At 44.3% G+C, this 19,104-nt stretch carries 21 protein-coding genes; 6 read left to right on the forward strand and 15 right to left on the reverse strand.

Features of this window, described 5'->3' with window-relative positions; translation table 11 throughout:
- Positions 1 to 46 precede the first annotated feature (46 nt).
- Positions 47 to 574: an SLOG family protein gene (locus HMPREF9378_RS01745; RefSeq protein ID WP_002903279.1), complete on the reverse strand. Its 528-nt coding sequence runs from the start codon at positions 572 to 574 to the stop codon at positions 47 to 49.
- 67 nt (positions 575 to 641) lie between these two features.
- Here HMPREF9378_RS01745 and recU point away from each other — a divergent pair, with 67 nt between their 5' ends.
- Both recU and pbp1a read left to right on the forward strand, forming a co-directional pair.
- Positions 642 to 1,244, forward strand: a complete 603-nt coding sequence (gene recU, locus HMPREF9378_RS01740) for a Holliday junction resolvase RecU (RefSeq protein ID WP_002903280.1) — start codon at positions 642 to 644, stop codon at positions 1,242 to 1,244.
- Positions 1,237 to 3,375, forward strand: a complete 2,139-nt coding sequence (gene pbp1a / locus HMPREF9378_RS01735; RefSeq protein ID WP_002903281.1) for a penicillin-binding protein PBP1A — start codon at positions 1,237 to 1,239, stop codon at positions 3,373 to 3,375. The genes recU and pbp1a overlap by 8 nt, the downstream gene beginning before the upstream one ends.
- Positions 3,376 to 3,452: 77 nt before the next feature.
- Here pbp1a and pepC read toward each other — a convergent pair whose 3' ends face one another.
- From pepC to rsmH, 13 genes are all read right to left on the reverse strand, one after another.
- Complete coding sequence (gene pepC, locus HMPREF9378_RS01730) at positions 3,453 to 4,787, reverse strand: aminopeptidase C (protein WP_023917288.1); 1,335 nt, start codon at positions 4,785 to 4,787, stop codon at positions 3,453 to 3,455.
- Positions 4,788 to 4,865: 78 nt separating this feature from the next.
- A complete protein-coding gene (locus tag HMPREF9378_RS01725) occupies positions 4,866 to 5,426 on the reverse strand; it encodes a GNAT family N-acetyltransferase (protein ID WP_002903283.1) in 561 nt (186 codons plus the stop codon).
- A 47-nt stretch (positions 5,427 to 5,473) separates the two neighbouring features.
- Entirely contained in the window at positions 5,474 to 6,298 is an 825-nt protein-coding gene (nadE, locus tag HMPREF9378_RS01720) for an ammonia-dependent NAD(+) synthetase (protein WP_002914273.1), read from the reverse strand.
- A complete protein-coding gene (locus tag HMPREF9378_RS01715) occupies positions 6,295 to 7,755 on the reverse strand; it encodes a nicotinate phosphoribosyltransferase (protein ID WP_002914275.1) in 1,461 nt (486 codons plus the stop codon). The genes nadE and HMPREF9378_RS01715 overlap by 4 nt, the downstream gene beginning before the upstream one ends.
- A 107-nt stretch (positions 7,756 to 7,862) precedes the next feature.
- Complete coding sequence (trxB, locus tag HMPREF9378_RS01710; protein WP_002911292.1) at positions 7,863 to 8,777, reverse strand: thioredoxin-disulfide reductase; 915 nt, start codon at positions 8,775 to 8,777, stop codon at positions 7,863 to 7,865.
- Positions 8,778 to 8,842: 65 nt separating this feature from the next.
- Positions 8,843 to 9,067 carry a DUF4059 family protein gene (locus tag HMPREF9378_RS01705; protein WP_002896945.1) on the reverse strand — a complete coding sequence of 75 codons (225 nt, stop codon included), beginning with the start codon at positions 9,065 to 9,067 and terminating at the stop codon, positions 8,843 to 8,845.
- Between the two features lie 171 nt (positions 9,068 to 9,238).
- The gene (locus tag HMPREF9378_RS01700; RefSeq protein ID WP_002914276.1) at positions 9,239 to 9,982 is read right to left on the reverse strand and encodes an amino acid ABC transporter ATP-binding protein; all 744 of its coding nucleotides are present in this window, start codon (positions 9,980 to 9,982) and stop codon (positions 9,239 to 9,241) included.
- Positions 9,982 to 10,791 carry an amino acid ABC transporter permease gene (locus HMPREF9378_RS01695; RefSeq protein WP_002893524.1) on the reverse strand — a complete coding sequence of 270 codons (810 nt, stop codon included), beginning with the start codon at positions 10,789 to 10,791 and terminating at the stop codon, positions 9,982 to 9,984. Before HMPREF9378_RS01695 ends, HMPREF9378_RS01700 begins: the two co-directional genes overlap by 1 nt.
- A 246-nt stretch (positions 10,792 to 11,037) precedes the next feature.
- The gene (locus HMPREF9378_RS01690) at positions 11,038 to 12,381 is read right to left on the reverse strand and encodes a DEAD/DEAH box helicase (protein WP_002914278.1); all 1,344 of its coding nucleotides are present in this window, start codon (positions 12,379 to 12,381) and stop codon (positions 11,038 to 11,040) included.
- Positions 12,382 to 12,485: 104 nt separating this feature from the next.
- Positions 12,486 to 13,469: a phospho-N-acetylmuramoyl-pentapeptide-transferase gene (gene mraY, locus HMPREF9378_RS01685; RefSeq protein WP_002914280.1), complete on the reverse strand. Its 984-nt coding sequence runs from the start codon at positions 13,467 to 13,469 to the stop codon at positions 12,486 to 12,488.
- A gap of 1 nt (position 13,470) precedes the next feature.
- Entirely contained in the window at positions 13,471 to 15,759 is a 2,289-nt protein-coding gene (gene pbp2x / locus HMPREF9378_RS01680; protein ID WP_002914282.1) for a penicillin-binding protein PBP2X, read from the reverse strand.
- A complete protein-coding gene (ftsL, locus tag HMPREF9378_RS01675; RefSeq protein WP_002893529.1) occupies positions 15,749 to 16,072 on the reverse strand; it encodes a cell division protein FtsL in 324 nt (107 codons plus the stop codon). Before ftsL ends, pbp2x begins: the two co-directional genes overlap by 11 nt.
- Before the next feature lie 7 nt (positions 16,073 to 16,079).
- Positions 16,080 to 17,030 carry a 16S rRNA (cytosine(1402)-N(4))-methyltransferase RsmH gene (gene rsmH, locus HMPREF9378_RS01670; protein WP_002914283.1) on the reverse strand — a complete coding sequence of 317 codons (951 nt, stop codon included), beginning with the start codon at positions 17,028 to 17,030 and terminating at the stop codon, positions 16,080 to 16,082.
- Positions 17,031 to 17,230: 200 nt separating this feature from the next.
- On the opposite strand from rsmH, the gene HMPREF9378_RS01665 reads away from it, so the two are divergent.
- Genes HMPREF9378_RS01665 through HMPREF9378_RS11700 form a run of 4 tightly spaced genes read left to right on the forward strand, consistent with a single transcriptional unit; the run spans position 17,231 to position 18,771 of the window.
- Positions 17,231 to 17,446 (forward strand): helix-turn-helix transcriptional regulator, encoded by a 216-nt coding sequence (locus HMPREF9378_RS01665; RefSeq protein WP_002896937.1) that lies wholly within the window; start codon positions 17,231 to 17,233, stop codon positions 17,444 to 17,446.
- Between the two features lie 47 nt (positions 17,447 to 17,493).
- Positions 17,494 to 18,024, forward strand: coding sequence for a DUF3278 domain-containing protein (locus HMPREF9378_RS01660; RefSeq protein ID WP_002896936.1), 531 nt, complete (start codon positions 17,494 to 17,496; stop codon positions 18,022 to 18,024).
- A 31-nt stretch (positions 18,025 to 18,055) separates the two neighbouring features.
- A complete protein-coding gene (locus HMPREF9378_RS01655; protein WP_002914286.1) occupies positions 18,056 to 18,598 on the forward strand; it encodes a DUF3278 domain-containing protein in 543 nt (180 codons plus the stop codon).
- Complete coding sequence (locus tag HMPREF9378_RS11700) at positions 18,595 to 18,771, forward strand: hypothetical protein (RefSeq protein ID WP_002914288.1); 177 nt, start codon at positions 18,595 to 18,597, stop codon at positions 18,769 to 18,771. The genes HMPREF9378_RS01655 and HMPREF9378_RS11700 overlap by 4 nt, the downstream gene beginning before the upstream one ends.
- A 57-nt stretch (positions 18,772 to 18,828) precedes the next feature.
- Here HMPREF9378_RS11700 and HMPREF9378_RS01645 read toward each other — a convergent pair whose 3' ends face one another.
- Complete coding sequence (locus HMPREF9378_RS01645; protein WP_002914290.1) at positions 18,829 to 19,086, reverse strand: DUF896 family protein; 258 nt, start codon at positions 19,084 to 19,086, stop codon at positions 18,829 to 18,831.
- Between the last annotated feature and the right edge of the window lie 18 nt (positions 19,087 to 19,104).

Raw genomic sequence — 19,104 nt, forward strand, 5'->3', positions numbered from 1 at the left:
TATTCAATTATAAACAAAATGCACTATAAAAATCAAGATTTATCATCTAATTTCCCGAAAAATTTTCAGCCACTTCATTCAGGTCATCAAATGTTAATTTTTTGATAAAATATTGTTCTTGTTTTTTCATTTCTTGGTAAAGATATTTCAATTTTGTCTCCTGTTCTTCATCGTAAAAGAGGTAGGCACCATCTGTATTTTGAATGACGAATTGATTGTAATCACGAAACTGACTTGGATTTTGGTAGGTCGGATAAGCATACTTAACAAAATCGGTTTGTTTAAAAGCAGCTAATTTTGCTTGATTGGCTTCGTTCCAATTTTCACCTTGATTCTCAAAGAGAAAGATGGTTGCCGTCTGAAATTCATAGTCCTTTTTCAAGTCGTTGGCTAGCTCCAAAACCCAAGACTCAAAGCCCAGATTACCCATAAAAACCAGCCAATCTACTCCATCTTCCAAAAAACGGATTAAGTCCCTTTTAGCGGCTTCTTTTATGATGTTTATTCTCATATCTTTTTCCGTCGAAATGCCGATTTCAAAGGCTTTGTAGCCTGTTATTAATAGACTGGTCATTTATTCTCCCTTAAAAAAGTTTTTTGTGGTATAATAGAGTGATGCTATTGTACCAATAAGGAGTTTTATGGTCAACTATCCGCATAAGCTAAAGGCAAAAAGCAGTATCAATAGGCCAGTTCCCGGCATGATTAACTTTGCCAATCGTGGGATGTCTTTTGAAAAGATGATCAACGAATCCAACAGCTACTATCTAAGCAGAGGACTCGCTGTAATCCATAAAAAGCCTACCCCCATTCAGATTGTCAAGGTTGATTATCCGCACCGTAGCCGAGCCAAGATTGTAGAGGCTTACTTTCGGCAAGCTTCCACAACAGACTATTCTGGTGTCTACAAGGGCCATTATATTGACTTTGAAGCCAAGGAAACCCGACAGAAAAAATCGATGCCCATGAAAAATTTTCATTCGCATCAGATTGAGCACATGGAGGCAGTCCTTGAGCAAAAGGGCATCTGCTTTGTCTTACTGCATTTTTCCAGCTTAAGGGAGACTTACCTGCTTCCCGCTTCTTATTTAATTGAGTTTTACAAGATCGACAAGGGAGGGAGGTCCATGCCTCTAACTTACATTCAAGAGCATGGTTATCCGATTGAAATGCAACAGCTTCCCAGCATCCCTTATCTTGAAATTATCGAACAAAAACTACTAGGTGGTATTATAAATGAATAAACAAACTCTTATGCAGGCTTTGAAATATCTTGCAAGTGCACTTATAACCCTGCTTATGATTGGATTCGTGATTGGCTGTTTGGTATTTACCTACTATGCGGTCAAGGCTCCTAAGCTTTCTGAAAAAGACCTCATCGCGACCACATCCAGTAAGATTTTTGACAGCAATAACAATTTGATTGCGGACCTAGGCGCTGAAAAGCGGGTCAATGCTGAAACAAGTGAAATTCCTACGGATTTGGTTAACGCCATTGTCGCCATCGAAGACCATCGCTTCTTCAATCACCGTGGGGTGGACTTTATTCGGATTGCAGGTGCCCTTGTTAGCAACATCCGCGGAGGTCGCCAAGGGGGATCAACTCTAACTCAGCAGTTGATTAAGCTGTCTTATTTCTCAACTTCTTCTTCGGACGCGACCCTTTCACGTAAAATCCAAGAAGCTTGGCTGGCCGCTCAGCTTGAGCGTAAAGCAACCAAGCAGCAAATCTTGACCTATTATGTCAATAAAGTCTACATGTCCAACAGTAACTACGGTATGCAGACAGCAGCCCGAAGCTACTATGGCAAGGACCTAAAAGACTTAAGCTTACACCAAACGGCTCTGCTGGCAGGTATGCCCCAAGCACCTAACCAATACGATCCTTACACTCACCCAGAGGCTGCGACCAACCGACGTAATCTGGTACTTCGTGAGATGCATGATCTCAAGTACATCACAGATGAGCAGTATGAGCAAGCTAAGAATACTCCTGTAACCGATGGACTTCAAAGCTTGAAAGCTTCCACTAGCTATCCTGCTTACATGGATAATTATCTTAAGGAAGTAATTGAACAAGTAGAAGAAGAGACTGGCTACAATGTCCTGACAACTGGTATGGAAGTCTATACAAATGTCAACACTGATGCCCAAAAGAAACTCTGGGATATTTACAACACAGGAGACTATGTAGCTTATCCAGATGACGAAATGCAGGTTGCCTCCACTGTTATGGATGTGCAAACTGGTAAAGTCATTGCCCAGCTCGGTTCTCGTAACCAATCTACCAACGTATCCTTTGGTACCAACCAAGCTGTTGAAACCAACCGCGACTTCGGTTCAACAATGAAGCCAATCACCGATTATGCTCCAGCTCTTGAAAATGAAGTCTATACCTCAACTGCTGCTCCTATCACGGATGCTCCATATAACTTCCCGTATTCCAGCACACCCGTCTACAACTGGGATAAGAAATACTATGGCGGGATGACGATTCAATACGCTATTCAGGAATCCCGTAACGTTCCTGCCGTGAAAACGCTGGAAGCCGTTGGTCTGGACGAGTCCCTCAAGTTCCTAAATCGTATTGGAATTAACTATCCTGAAATGTTCTATGTTAATGCCTTTTCAAGTAATACCAGCAAATCCGGCAACGAATACGGAGCCAGCAGTGAAAAAATGGCTGCTGCCTATGCAGCCTTTGCCAATGGTGGTACTTACTACAAGCCTCAGTATGTCAATCGTGTCGTCTTCAGTGACGGAACAGAGAAGACCTTCTCCAACAATGGTTCCAAGGCTATGAAGGAAACGACAGCCTACATGATGACCGACATGATGAAAACAGTCTTGCAGTCTGGTACAGGTACAAACGCTGCTATTTCTGGTGTTTATCAAGCCGGTAAGACTGGAACCTCCAACTATGCTGACGATGAATTAGCTAAGTTGACCAAGCCTTACTACTACTCTAGCATTGTCACACCAGACGAGCTCTTCGTTGGTTACACGCCTAAGTATTCAATGGCTGTTTGGACCGGCTACTCTAACCGCCTGACACCAATCCTTGATGACGGGGTTAAGGTTGCAACAGATGTCTACCGCGAAATGATGCTTTACCTAGCTCAAGATGGCTCTGCTTCAGAGGATTGGGAAATGCCAGATGGTCTCTACCGCAGTGGCTCTTATGTCTATCTCAACAGTGGTACCGGCTATAACCGTTACTACAATAACCAGCAATACTATAACTCTTCTAGCTATAGCAGTTACAGTACAGAAGCTAGCTCTGACACATCAGCTGCTAGTGAGCATTCTGGTGATTCAAACAATAGCTCTTCTAACCACAGCGACTCATCTTCCGGTAATGGTGGAGATGACTAGAGTGACGAAGATTAGAACACAAATTAAAAGAGTAAGAATGAAAAATTCTTACTCTTTTCTTATTCTCTCATCAAAGCTTACTTTGCCAAAGCTCCCATGGGATCCCACGGAGCTAGGACAAGAGGCTCTGCTTCATATGCAGCTAATTCTGCGGCTGTCAGAAACTCTTTACGGACGACGATTTGATAGGTATACTCGCCCATCCAAGCGTCAGAGGCTACGAAATAGCCCTTGTTACCAACCTTTTCACCCCAAGAGTTTTCGACCTTCCATTTCTTAGCCCTGCCATTTTCATCCAAGTCCACTCCTGTCAAGACCATGGCGTGGGTCATGAGGCTTTCGCTATAGTCCAAGCGGCCAGCCTTATCCTGAGTTAGTCGAATATCCATGCTAGCAGTGAAATCGTGCATCCCCTCAGCCATAACACCGGCCTTACGATTGCTAGACTGAGCAACATCTGAGCCAAACCAAACGGTCTCGCCAGCCTGCATTTGCGCAATAGCCAGCTCTTTTAGTCGGTCCATTTCAACATTCAAATAACGAACGGGCTTACTTCCAACGACATTTCCCAACATCTCAACCGTATAGGACCGACCATAAGGCTTGTCTGCAGTCGGGGCATTGATGATAGAGACATAGTCTTCTAGCTTAAGATCGACATATTTTTGATAGAAAGTCAGAGGTGTCAATCCGCTCTCGCTATGGAAATGATTGTCCTTATCTCGATAAGAAAAGTCAAACTGGCGAGGCGGCAAGCCTAAGTTCATAGCTAGGAAGTTAAAGACTTCCTGGAGAAGTTCTTCTTTCTTGGCCTGAAGTTCAGCAGAGTTTGCACCCTCTGACACTAATTCTCGCAAAATCTGCGCATCCTGACGTAGGAGTTTATTAAGAATCTGATTGAGCTCACGGCTGTTGCTAGAAGAAATTGACTCTGGATATACCGACTTAGGCACGACGCCGTATTTCTCAAAAAGCGCCACGACCATATCCCATTGACCACCATCCTGCTGAGGCGTATCTAAGAGAAACTTGACCTTACGGCTAGTCAATTCTTGGTCAGCCGTCGCAATCACCTGCTCTAAGAACCAGTTGGATTTTTCATATTTATCCCAAAAGAAGGTATGGGCCTGAGATAGCTCAAAATCTTCCAATTGGAAACCAGCAATCATTTTGTGGCGGAAGGTATTAAGAGCTGCAAACATCCAACAGCGTCCTGAAGCTTTCTGGTCACTGACCTTGTCCTTAGTGAGATCCAGTGAAAAGACAGGTGTGTTTTCCACGGCAGCGCCTCGCTTCTCTAAGGAAGCCAAAAGGCCGTTGTGACTGATGGCATTTTCCATCGCTGCATACTTGGAATTGGCCTCATAAGCAGCATACAACTTATCTGTAAAATCTTGTTCTAACGAATGCATAGAATCCTCCTTGTCATTATACATCTATTATAGAACTTTAAAAAAGGAGCGCAAGTAAAAAGGCTAGACAAAAGAGTCCTAGCCTTTTTCTAAATCAGATGTTAGGATGCCATAGACGGAAAAATCTTTGACTTGTCCTTTATGAAATACAGCCTGACGGAAAGTGCCTTCGTAGCTCATTCCAGCTTTAGACATGACACGCCCAGAAGCTGGATTGGCTGTTACAAATCTTGCTGTGACACGATTGAATCCTGCGTCTTGCAAGAGGTAGTTCAAAACAGCTTCCAAAGCTTCTGTCATCAGCCCCTGCCCCCAATAGTCTTTACTTAAAATATAACCGACCTCGCAAGAATTAACTGCCTCATCCATGTCCACCACACTGATGTCCCCAATTACAGAATCAGGATTTTCTTTCAGACAGATACCCCACTTGTAAAAATCCATGTTTTGATAATTCTCAACCCAGCGAGCAATGGACTGTTTGGTGACTTCAGGACTCTCGTGAGCATCCCAGGTCACATGCAGTAAATTATCCGGACGAGAAGCCCAGTTGTCGTACATAGCTTGAGCATCCGATTCCAGAAAAGGTCTTAGTAAAAGACATTTGGTTTCAATGGACTGTGTACCTATCTTTTTCATAGCTTCCTCATTTCTTGGCTCGGACTAAAAAGGTTCGATAGAGATTTTCACTTCCAAAATTCATCAAAAACTGTAATCGGCAAATGCCGTTTGTGCTGGCCTTTATGCCACCATGATTCGATAGTTTCTTTGGCTTGGGTTGAAACGGACTTGCCTTCGAGATAATCATCAATTTCATTATAGGTCACGCCCAGAGCGACTTCATCCGCAATCCCAGGTTTTTCCTCTTCCAAGTCAGCTGTAGGCACCTTTTCATAGAGGGCCGGATCAGCTCCTAAAGCGGCCAAAAGCTGCTTGCCTTGACGTTTATTGAGACGGTAAAGTGGTAAGATATCTGCTCCGCCATCCCCAAACTTAGTGAAAAAGGCCGTGACATTTTCGGCTGCGTGATCGGTCCCAATGACAGCCCCGCTGTACGAACCAGCCAAAGCATACTGGGCAATCATACGGCTGCGCGCCTTGATATTGCCCTTGTTAAAATCAGAGACTTTGGCCCCCGTTGTCTCCACAGCCCTTGTCATAGCATCAGCAGATTCCTTGATATTGACTGTCAGACTGACATCAGGCTGGATAAAAGCCAGAGCCTTTTGGGCATCATCTTCATCTGCCTGAACACCGTAAGGCAAACGAACTGCGATAAAACGATAGCTATCATCTCCAGTTTCAGCCCGCATTTCCTCTACAGCCAGCTGAGCTAAGCGGCCAGCCAAAGTAGAATCCTGACCACCAGAAATTCCCAAAACATAACTTTTCAAAAAAGGGTGCTTTCTCAGATAGGCCTTGAGAAAGTCCACCGAATTGCGGATTTCTTCCTCCGGGTCAATGATTGGTTTGACGCCCAGTTGAGCGATAATTTCTTCTTGTAGACTCATTTTTCTGCTCCTGTCTGGTAGGCTTTCTTGCGCATCTGGTCAATCAAATCCATCTTATCCTGCCAAATATCTCTAGCCAGGTCAACTGGATAATCCTGTGGATTGAGAACTCGTTTGTACTCATCCCAAAGTTTATCAAATTCCTTACGGGCATAGGCTTGGATCTCAGTTAAGGTCGGCTGAGCATAGACCAAATTCCCTTCTTGGAAAATGTCCACCAAAAGCGGTACGGCATCAAAATTTTTGACCGTTTTATTGATGTAGGTATAGGTCGGATGGAACATTTCCAGCTCCTCCAAGCTATTGACATCAAGGCCGTTATAGGTAATGTAGTCTCCCTCAGACTTCCCTTTTTCGCGACTGGTAATACGCCAAACCTGCTTCTTACCTGGGGTAGAAACTTTTTCGGCATTATTGGACAGCTTGATGGTATTGCGCAATTCCCCAGTTTCATCTTCAATAGCAACAATCTTATAAACTGCCCCTAAAGCCGGCTGGTCATAGGCCGTAATGAGCTTAGTCCCCACGCCCCAGACATCTATCTTAGCCTTTTGCATTTTTAAGTTGAGAATGGTATTTTCATCCAGATCATTGGACGCATAAATCTTAGCGTCAGGGAAGCCAGCTTCATCTAATTGCTGCCGAACTTTCTTAGAAATATAGGCAAGGTCTCCCGAATCAATGCGGACACCCAGAAACTTAATTTTATCCCCTAGCTCACGCGCCACCCGAATGGCTGCCGGAACACCTAGGCGCAATGTATCGTAGGTATCTACTAGGAAAACACAGTTATGATGAGTCTCAGCGTAAGCTTTAAAGGCTTCATAATCATTTCCATAGACTTGAACGAGAGCATGGGCATGCGTTCCCAAGACTGGAATATCAAAGAACTTGCCAGCTCGAACATTGCTGGTACCGTTCGCTCCGCCAATCACCGCAGCCCTGGTCCCCCAAATAGCAGCATCCATTTCCTGTGCTCGGCGCGTACCGAACTCCATCAGAGGCTCATCCTCGATAACAGAGCGGATACGAGCTGCCTTGGTGGCAATCAGGGTCTGAAAATTAACGATATTGAGCAGAGCAGTCTCAACCAGCTGACACTGAGCTAGAGGACCTTCCACCTGCACGATTGGCTCATTGGTAAAAACCAAATCACCTTCCTGAACAGACCTTACGGTCAGGCTCATCTTGAGATTTCGCAAATAATCCAGAAACTCTCCGTGATAGCCCAAGGATTGCAAATAATCTAAATCACTCTGGCTGAATGTCAGATTATTGAGATAGGAAATAATTCTTTCCAAGCCTGCAAAGACTGCGTAGCCGTTATTAAAAGGATTTTTACGGAAAAAAACTTCAAAAACTGCACGCTTGTTGTGAATATTTTGCTTGAAATAAACCTGCATCATGTTGATTTGGTACAAATCAGTGTGCAGCGTTAAACTATCATCTGGGTACATCTTCTTGCTCCTTTATGCTAGATACCTTTTATTATATCATAATTCCAAAAAAGCTAAGCAAATCCTGTCAACTCACTTGAATAGACATACTTGCTTAGCTTATATTTTTATGCTTGCTCTGTAAGATATTTGTAGACTTCCTGACTGGCAATGGCACCATCGCCAACAGCCGTCGTAATCTGGCGCAGGTCTTTCTGGCGAACATCACCAACAGCGTAAATGCCTGCTACTGACGTTTTCATCTGATGGTCCGTCAGGATCCAGCCAGCCTCATCAGTGATACCCAAGTCCGCAGCAAATTCACTAACCGGATCTAGACCGACATAGATAAAGATGCCGCCAAACTCTGCCTGACCAAGCTTACCTGTCTTGACATTCTTGAAGGTTACGCCAGTCACTTTACGCTCATCACCATGGATACTTTCCACCACAGAATCCCAGACAAAGCGAATCTTTTCGTTGGCAAAGGCACGATCCTGCAGCACTTTTTGTGCTCGCAGCTCATCGCGACGGTGAACAATGGTCACACTTTTTGCAAAGCGCGTCAGGAAAATAGCTTCCTCTACCGCCGAGTCGCCACCACCGACAACCAGTAGGTCTTCATCACGGAAGAAGGCACCATCACAGACCGCACAGTAGGAAACCCCGCGACTGTTGTAGTCTTCCTCACCAGGAACACCCAGATGACGATGATTGGCACCAGAAGCAATGATAACTGTTTTAGTTTCAAAACGCTCATCCTCTGTGATGATTTCCTTGAAATCACCTCGGTCTTCAATTTTCTCTACTAGGCCAAATAGATGTTCAACCCCCAGATTCTCAAGAGGTTCAAACATTTTCTCTGCTAGCTCAGGACCGCTGATATTAGCATAGCCTGGATAGTTTTCAATGTCAGCAGTATTGTTCATCTGACCACCAGGAATACCACGCTCCAGCAGGGCAACTTTTAGGTTGCTGCGGGCTGCATAGAGGGCAGCGGTCATGCCGGCAGGCCCAGCTCCAATAATAATTGTATCGTACATAACTCTTCTTTCTCCTTGTTGTAACTAGAATTATTCTAACAACTTTTCTACAGTTTTACAAGCATTTAAGCTTTTAGGACAATGAGCAGGCCCAACGTCGCAAAAGACAGGACTGGAATCGTCATAATGACAATCAGAAGGACATCGTACAGATGGCTCTGGCGCTCCTTGGCTGTCTTGTCCTTGCGGCGAATCATCCGCAGTCCAATCCATAAACCCGCAATGATCCCTACACCGACTGCAGTATAAATCAAGCTCTCGATATAAAGTGCAAATATTTGATCTAACATGTCAACTCCTCAAAGGTCAATCAGCCTCATAGTGCAAAGAAAGGGAACAACTCCAAATCTAGCTGTCAGCATAAAACACCAACTAGATAAGAAAGTCTGCTCCACAGTATGCTAAGACTGAAAACAAACTCAGCTGGTCTAGCCAACTGAGCCTTCACTGTCTCTATTATATCAAATATAGGTCCGTTTGTAACTAGCAAAAAACTCCTTGGTTCTTTCTTCCTTTGGATGATGGATAATCTTATCTGGTGTCCCAGACTCTATGATTTTCCCCTTGTCCAAAAAGAGTACTCTATCCGCAACCTGAGCGACAAAGGACATATCATGACTGACCAGAATCATGGTCTGGCCAGACTTGGCTGCATCAGCGATCGATTTCTCTACTTCTCCGACCAACTCAGGGTCCAAGGCTGAGGTCGGCTCGTCTAGTAAAAGAACATCTGGCTTCATAGCCAAAGCCCTTGCTAAGGCTACCCGCTGCTTCTGACCGCCTGACAAATGTCTAGGATAGTGAGTTTCTCGGTCTGACAAGCCAACTTTTGCTAACTCTTCTTTGGCTATCTTAGTCGCTTCTTGGTCTGACAGTTTCTTAACTACCAACAGACCTTCCTTGACATTTTCCAGAGCCGTCCGACGGGAAAAGAGGTTAAACTGCTGAAAAACCATGGCTAGCTTGCGGCGCAGCAGCAAAATCTCATCTTTGGAAATCCTTGAAAAATCCACTTTGAAGCCGTCAATAGTAATCTTTCCGCTATCAGGCTGTTCCAGATAGTTGAGACTGCGGAGAAAGGTTGATTTCCCAGCACCCGAAGAGCCAATCAAAGCTACCACTTCGCCTTTTTGAATGTCCAAACTGAGATCATCCAGAACCTTTTGACCTGAAAAAGTCTTACTTAAATGTGAAATATTAATCATCAGATTCCTTCTCCTTCTGCTTGCTGAAGCGATTCAAATTTATCCGGCTGCTTGATATCCATCATCTTTTCGATCCAGCGGCCAAGTTGCTCAATGAGAATATTGACTGCCCAATAAATCAGCGACACCGAGATAAAACGCTCAAAGTAACGGTAATCTGCCCCCGCGATAGCCTGTGCCTTGGCAAAAATTTCCACTACACCAGCACTAAAAGCCAGAGATGTTCCCTTGGTCAAGCCAATCAGGGAATTAATCAGACTAGGTGTCGCGACTACTGCTGCATTGGGGATAATGACACGCATATAAACCTGCTTGTTGGTCATTCCTAAGCTGCGAGCAGCCTCGATTTCTCCCGGATCTACGGACAAAATTGCTGCCCGGATGGTCTCACTGGCATAAGCCGCTTCGTTGAAAGCAAAGGCAACAATCGCAAAGACAGACGCTGGAATCTCGTTGATATTAAAGCTTGTGCCATACTTCTGATTGATGGCCTTGAGCAATAAAGGAATCCCAAAATAGGTCAGCATGAGCTGGACCAGCAGCGGTGTTCCTCTCAGAAAGCTGACAAAGAAAGCCTGAATCGGATACAGGACTTTAACCCGATTAATCTTGACGATAGCAAAAACCATGGCAAGCAGAATACCAAAGACTGCACCACCCGCTGTCAAGAGAAGGGTGATTGGCAGATTTTGCAAAATGCCCGGAATGGCCTCAAAAACAGCCCTTAAACTAAATAATTTACCATCTGGAATGAACTTGAGGAACTCCTCATACCAACCAGTTGTCAGAAGATAAGTTGTAACCACCATTATTACTTCCTTTTCTTGATAATGAAATATTTTAACACAATTCTGGAACAAAACAAAGAATTTGCTTCGCTTTTATTGTCTTTTAGCAGTCAAAACATGAGTAGCTAGTGCAAATCTCGTGTTCCTTAATATCAAATAAGTCACACTAAGCCCAATATAAAAATAGACTAGTTTCACTAGTCTATCATATCTATCTCATAAAGACTAATATATTTTTCTTATCACAGCGATAAGAAAAGTATATCACTAAAAGCTTTGACGCTTAGCCTTACGCTCTGCCCGGCCACGTGCACGATTCTCTGCTCGCTTAGTTTTGCGGCGCTTTTCGTTCACTGCCCACTGGATTTTTTTCTTGTAACCTGGTTTGATTTTTTTCTTTTTCTTCTTGACCAGCCCCAGCATTTCCGTGTCCAGCTTCTCCCGGCTCTTTTCCCGATTGGCACGACGGTCTCGGTCATAGGTATCCTGAAACTCATCATCCTTTATCATCTTGGGAGTGAATTTGATCCCCATCTTTTCCAGTTCACGAATATCTGAGTCATCACTCGGCTGGTAGAGGGTAATGGCTGTACCGTGAAGACCATTACGGCCGGTTCGACCTACCCGATGGACAAAGAAAGACAAGTCCTGAGGAATGGCATCATTGATAACATGGCTGACACCTTCAATATCAATCCCCCGCGCTGCTAAGTCAGTAGCGACAATGTACTCAAAATCCAGATTCTTGACCTGATTCATGATGCGCTTGCGCTCCCGCGGAGCAATATCTCCATGAATTTTAGCAACTTTGAGCCCTTGAGCTGTCAGATAGCTGTGTAGCTCATCTGCCCTCATCTTGGTATTGACAAAAATCATAGCCAGATAAGGCTGCAGGAGCTGACTGATTTGATAAATCTGGGCATTCTTGTCTCGCCCCTTGGTTGACAGAAGCCAGTTTTCAATGGTGTCCGCAATGACCGTCTTGGTCTTAATCTGCTCAATGACTGGATTAGACAGGTATTTTTTCAAAAAAGGCTGAAGCTTCTGTGGAATGGTCGCTGAAAAAACGAGAAACTGCAGGTCTTTTGGCAGCCGGCCCGCAATCTTATCAACCGTCGCCAAAAAGCCCATGTCCAGTGTCATATCTGCCTCGTCAACGACAAAGGTCTTGGCCTTGTGAATAGCCAAATCGCCAGACTCTACCAAGTCATAAATCCGCCCAGGCGTTCCGATGACGATATGAGGCTGGCTAGACTCTAACTTTCCAATCTGACGAGCCTTGTCCGTCCCACCGACATAGTTGGCCACCCGAATCTCTTTTTCAGAAAAACTAGCTAACTGGCGAGCAGCCTGATAAATCTGCGCTGCTAGCTCCCGACTTGGGGCTGTAATGACAGCCTGCACACTGTCTGCCTCCTCATCCAGCATTTGAAAGATCGGCAGCAAAAACGTGTGGGTCTTACCAGAGCCTGTCTTGGACTCGCCGACCAAATCCCGACCTGACAATACCACTGGAATCAGCTTCTCTTGGACTGGAGTCGCTTCAACGAAGTTCAAATCCCTGAGCGCTTCCTGAATATAATCTTTAAACTTAAATTCTGTAAATTTCATCTTGTCCTCTATTCTATTATCCTAACTATTATACCAAAAAATTGACCATCCTGCTTACCCTCAAATCTAAGAAGCAGAAAAGCGAGCCAGAGACTCGCTTCTTGCTATAGATATAGGATAGCTAGGGTCAGGAGACTACCCACGATACCGATTCCCCAGAAGAAGAAATCGACTTTCCATTCGCTCCACTCCTTGCCGTGGCCAGTTAGGCCTCCCAGCTCAAAGTGGTGATGAACCGGGGTCATCCGGAAAATCCGCTTGCCACCGGTCAGCTTGAAGTAAGTCACCTGCATCATGACCGAGGTCGTTTCAAACACATAGACGATACCAATCAAGAGCAGGGTCCACTCTTGATGAAGGGAAATGGAGATAGCAGCTAGCATACCGCCCAAAGCCAGACTTCCTACATCGCCCATGAAGATTTTAGCAGGCTTGTGGTTGAAGACAAAGAAGCCTAGCAAGCCACCAATCATACTGATGATGACAATCAAAATATCAAAACGCTTCTGCTCAACAGCAATTACAGCATAGGCCACCAAGCTAATGACCACAGAAATGCTGGCCAAACCATCAATTCCATCCGTCAGATTGACAGCATTGGAGAAGCCAATCAGCCAAAAAAGTACGAAAAAGACATAGAGGAAGCCCAGCTGAACAGGAACAGTGAAGATATTCAGCTGGTCACCTGCACCGTGCTGATTATAAAAGAAGTAAAAGACAACTCCGCCAACCAGCTGCAAAAACAGTTTCTGCTTGGGATTTAGACCCTCGTTGATCTTACGAAACACCTTGAGGAAGTCGTCCAAAAAGCCGACAACGCCATACAGGACCAAGATAAAAAGAATCATGATGAGGCCGTTGGACAACTGATGCGAAAACAGACCGATAACAAAGCTGGCCAGAACGGATGTCAAGAGAAAGACAGTACCACCCATGGTTGGTGTTCCGGCCTTGGCCTGATGCTGCTTGACATCTTCGTGCATCTGTTGGCCTGTGATACGAGCCTTATGGTAAAAACGAATAAAGGCAGGAATGCCGATGATAGTTAGGATAAAAGTTACGATTCCTGCAATAAGAGCAATAAGCATATTAGTCTCCCATTGTAATTGTTATTTTCTTGAGATTTTTCAGCGAAGTATTGGTCTTTTCGCTCTGCTTGACGACTTTGGAGCCCTCTCCTTTGAAAGTGACTTCAATGTCCTGCCACTTCGCAAAACGTTCGACATTGGCCTTGGTCCAACCGTACATATCAGGCAGACTTTCTAAATCATCTGACAAGATCAAAACCTGTTGATTAGCCTTGAGATTTTTACCTTCTTTGACAGATACTTTTTTAATCTTGCCACCTGTTCCCAGCACAATTGGTTGGACGAGGTTGCGGCGCAATTCATCTGCCAGACCGCCAGGACTGACTTGATGTTTCAGACCTAGTTGCTTGGTCAGTTCTTCCAGCGATGGCATTTTATAGCTAGTTTCTTCAGTGACTGTTTCAAGAGCTGGAGTCGTCTCTGTCGTCAGATTAAGACTGTCTTTGAGAGCGACAGCTTCTTCCAAGACCGGATTGACCACTTCCTGCCAAAATATAGGCTGGAATTTTTCCTCGGGCTGCTGAACTGTCACATACATGATAAATTCAGGATTTTCTGCCGGCGTCATGGCAACAACTGAGTAGATGTAGTCGTTCTCACCCTCTAGATAACCATTTTCAGAAGCGATCTGAGCGGTCCCTGACTTGACAGCGACATTCTGACCGGCCACTTGAATGACGGGTTCTCCACCGACATTCAGGGTTCCTTTGTAGGGGTCTGTTCCGACCTGAACCATATAATCCCGAGTGGTTTGAGCTGCTTTTTCTGAGACAGGATTTCCGATAATTTCTGTCGCTGTCTTACGAGCTGTATTGGTTTTTGGATCATGGATGGCATTGATAAACTTAGGCTCCACCATGACGCCGTCATTGGCAACGGACGAGAAGGCACGCAACATCTGCACCTGGGTCACACCAATCCCTTGACCAAAAGAACTCATGGCAATCGTAACATAGTTATCACCTGGCAAGGAGCCATAAGTTTCATTCCCCATCCCAAAGCGGGTCGGCAGACCAAACTTAAACTTACTCAAGTAGTCCAGCCACTTGTCATTGCCCATCTTCTGCTCCAAAATAGTCATACCAACGTTACTGGAATAGGTAAATCCTTGGGCAAAGGTCAGGGTTTCCCCTTCTGAAATCCCCATGTTGACGTTCCAGTCCCGAATGGTCGCATCCATAACCTTGTATTCTCTACTGTCATAGGTATCGTTAGGATTAAAGCTGCCATTATCAATAGCTGAAGCTAGAGTCATGACCTTCATGGTAGATCCAGGCTCATACTGACCTTGATAGAGCATGGTATTCCAATTGCCCAGATTTTTCTCATTCAAGCCTTCCTTGGTATCGGCATTATAGGTCGGCCGTTGAGAGGTAGCTAGGATTTCGCCGGTCTTGGCACTGACCAAGGTTGCATTGACAAACTTACCTTTGACTTTTTCCTGGAAAGCGTTCATCCGCGTTTCTAGGTAGGTTTGCAAATCAGCCGACAGCGTTGTATAGACGTCCTTGCCGTCCTCTGCTTGTACAGAGATCTTTTCTGACCCAGGCACAACATTGCCATTCCGGTCTTTTTCGTAGGTCACAATCCCATTCTGACCAGCAAGAATCCTATCCAGAGCCTGCTCCATGCCAGAAGTCCCTTTCAGCGTCTTATTGCCTTCCTTATCCTCCTGCAGCTGGGCAAGACCGATAAACTGGGAGGCAAAGACACCGTTACTATAACTGCGGTTGGGACTGGTAGTAAAGTCAATCCCTTCAATACCAGCAGCTTCAAAGGCTTCCCGCATAGCGTTCATATTACTGTAGGTAATGCCATTGCCCTGTGCCCCGAAGGAAACCTGCTTGAGATTTTTCTGCGACAGCTGGGTTTTGACGTAGTCCTTATCCAATTCTAGGTATTGATTGAAAATCTCTGCCACCTTATCGTACTGGGATTCTTCTACATAGAGAATCTTGCCGGTAGCTGACTTGTAGCTCTTGTCAATAATGGCATAGACATTATAAGTCGTGGCATCCTCTGCAATGGGAACACCATTTCGGTCATAAATCGTTCCACGCCGGGCAGCGACTGTGACCGTCTTTTGATGGACCACTTCTGCTCCCTTTGACAGATTAACACCGAACTTCTGGTCTGTCCCGATAATAATGGCAAAATTAATCAAGAAAACGAAAAAGAGAAAGATAGCTAAGATGCTCATGCTCTTTCCCACTTGCCGCCGATTGTATTCAGGGGTTTGCCTATTTTTCAGGGCGTATTTTTTAATTCTTTCAAAAATTCTATTCTTCATCCGTTGAACTCACTGTTTTACGATTTCCCTTCTGGAGTTTCATATCCTGAGAGCTGGCCAGCTGGGACAGCCTTTCATAGCGGGTCAGTTCATTGACTTCCTGCTTGATGTCGGCTAGCTCTGTCTGCTCCGCTTCAATCTGGGTATTAACTTCTGTCAAATCCCGGTCCACCTGCAATAGCTTGGTCTGCATAAAGACGATGCTGACCGCTAAAATAATGGCAGTCAAAACGATAGATCCGTAAAAGGCCTTCTCAACTCGGGAAAATTTTCTCATCTGATCTTGAAGCGGGTTTGGTCTTTTTTCTGACATTTCTTCCTCACTTGTGTATCTTACGGGCCACGCGCAGCTTGGCGGAATGAGCCCGATTATTGCTTTCTAATTCTTCTTTGCTTGGTAAAATTGGTTTGCGGCTGACCAGCTCCAGCTTAGGCTGCAGTTCATCAGGTATAAAGGGCAAGCCCTTAGGAACATCTACTGTTGACGCCTCCTTGAAAAGCTGCTTGGTCAGACGATCTTCCAGCGAATGAAAAGTAATGACCGCAATCCGGCCGTCCACCGCTAGCAGATCAATGGCCTGCTGAATAGACTCATCCGCTGCGCCCAATTCATCATTGACTTCAATCCGAATAGCTTGAAAAATCTGCTTGGCCGGGTGGCCTTTCTTCTTCAGCTCCTTAGCTGGCTTAGCTGACTTGATAATTTCAGCCAATTCTGTCGTTGTTTCAATAGGCTTGATACTTCTAGCCTGCTCAATCTTGCGAGCAATCTGCTTAGAAAACTTATCTTCGCCGTATTTAAAAAAGATTCGTACCAAATCCTGATAGCTATAATGATTGACAACCTCAAAAGCTGTCAAGGCTGCCTCGCGGTTCATGCGCATATCCAAAGGCGCATCCTGTTTATAGGAAAAACCACGCTCACGCTGATCCAGCTGAGGGCTGGAAACGCCTAAATCATAACAAATCCCATCAATTTCTTCCACACCGGCTTCTTGCAAACGGCTCTTGAGGTGGCGGAAATTGTCCTTGATAAAGGTCACCATCCCCCGCTCTACATAAGGAGCCAAACGCTTTTTAGCATTGTCAATAGCCGTCTGGTCCTGATCAAAGGCATAGAGATGCCCCTCATCTCCGAGCTGGCTCAAAAGATATTCGCTGTGACCAGCACCGCCAAGGGTCGCATCGATATAGATGCCGTCAGGCTTAACCGCCAACTGGTCAACCGTTTCATGAAGAAGAACAGTAATGTGATGAAATTCGTTTGTCATATCTTACTTATTATATCACATTCAAAAGCAAAAAAAAATTTAAAAGAAAAAGTAAGCGGATGAAATCCTTTTTTAAATTTTTTGTCAGATATACTTGACACTTTTTTTGAAAAGTATTATACTAGCATAAAATAAAAGTCAAATATAACTGACAAACTTACTGAAAGTTATTAGTTATAGAATTAGAAAGGAAGGGTGTAATGAATCGTGTCAAAGAATTTCGAAAAGAAAAAAAGATGTCCCAGCTAGAGTTGGCCAAGTCTATCGGGGTATCGCGGCAAACTATCAATATGATTGAAAACAACAAATACAACCCCACCCTCGAGCTCTGTATCAATCTGGCTAGAGCGCTGGATACTGACCTCAACGCCCTCTTTTGGGAACCCCAGCTGACAGATGAAGATTCAGAGGACTAAGAGTTTTTCCCTGTAGCAAATTTCATACCTAAAGAAAGGACACAAACATGAAAAAAGAAACATTCTCAGACAAGATGATCAAACGATTTTACGGCATTACTGGACCTTTGGACGAGCAAAAACGTCAACAGGCTGAGCATCTGGGAAATATAGGCTTTATCTGGCTTTTCTTGATTTTGCAAGTTGGTAATTTCCTAGCTTTCATGCTAGCCGATATCTATCCAGGCTTAGATGCTCGAATTTACCCCATTATTATAGAACTTCTTACCTTTATAATAGCTGGTGTCATTTACTTCAGGTCTGAGAAAAAGCACCTGGCAGATTTGGATTTGGAACTCATGAGTGAAAAAGAAAGGCGCAAGCTTCAATATCCTGGTCTTAAGATTGCACTCTTCGTTGGATTGACTTTCCATCCTATCTTTAGCCTTATAGAAGCAGTCACTCTCAAGCAAGACTTTTTCACTCTCTTTTTACAAGCTGATCGAATCCTGAAAACAGCCTTGGTCGCTAGCATTTTAGGTGTTTTTATCAGTTTTTACTTCAAATCACGCAAACACCATACTGAACAGAGCGAATAACCCCTTGACTTAAGCTAGAAAGGACACAAACATGAAAAAAGAAACATTCTCAGACAAGATGATTAAACGATTTTACGGCATTACCGGACCTTTGGACGAGCAAAAGCGCCAACAGGCTGAGCATCTAGGAAATATAGGCTTCATTTGGCTTTTCTTTATTCTGATTTTTGGCAATGCCATCGCCTTTCCCCTAGCCTTTCGCTGGCCCAAAATTATCGCTCTTGCCTATCCTATCCTGCTGGAAATCCTTATCCTCGGCTTCTGTGTCTATATAGTCATCCAAGCACGACGCAAAGGAATTGATGACCTAGAGCTAGGACTTCAGGATGAAAAAGAAGAAAAAGCTATGAAACATGCTGGTCTCAAAGCAGGCTTCTCTTATTGGCTGCTCTTTTACCCTCTCTTTGGCATCATGATAGCTGTCATGGAAAAGAAAGATATCCTACAAATTTTACTTCAACCTAAACTCATTATAACAGGATTAGCTGCAGGCCTTGGATTTGGACTGATTATGCATTTCATTGCCAAAGGAAAGATTCGTCAAGCACAAAAAAAGGAGGAAGAAGACCTATGAGACTTAATCTCAAAGAAAAAATGGATTTAGGGATTCTATCCCTCATTATTGCCATCGCTGCTTATTTCTTTTTCCGTATCACAGAGCCTTGGATTTTCTGGCTGGATGTAGCAATCATCGCTAGCTGCATCTATGTAGCTCTCCGTATTTTGAAAAAACGTAAACAAGAATAAAAGAACCCCTCGACAGGAACTTTCTAGCTTCCTAGCGAGGGATTTTTTTATATTTACTTAAGACTCTGGGTCATCTAGACTACGACCATGAAGACCTTTCTCGCGCTGAACTTGACGCAATTTTTCAGGAGTGATATCATTGCCAGCCTCGTCAACAATCTTGATACCTTCGATGTGGTGACGAACAGAGCGACGGTAGCCTTCGATATACTCTTCACGAAGCTTGGCTTGTTCCACTTTTTCCTCAGCAGTTAAACCTTCCGTTTTTTTCTTTTTAGCCAGTTCATTAATACGGGCAATTTTTTTAGGATCCATGATTCCACCTCCCTTACC

Origin of the sequence: Streptococcus sanguinis SK1 = NCTC 7863, assembly GCF_000194945.1 — a bacterium.
In the GTDB taxonomy this organism is placed as follows: domain Bacteria; phylum Bacillota; class Bacilli; order Lactobacillales; family Streptococcaceae; genus Streptococcus; species Streptococcus sanguinis.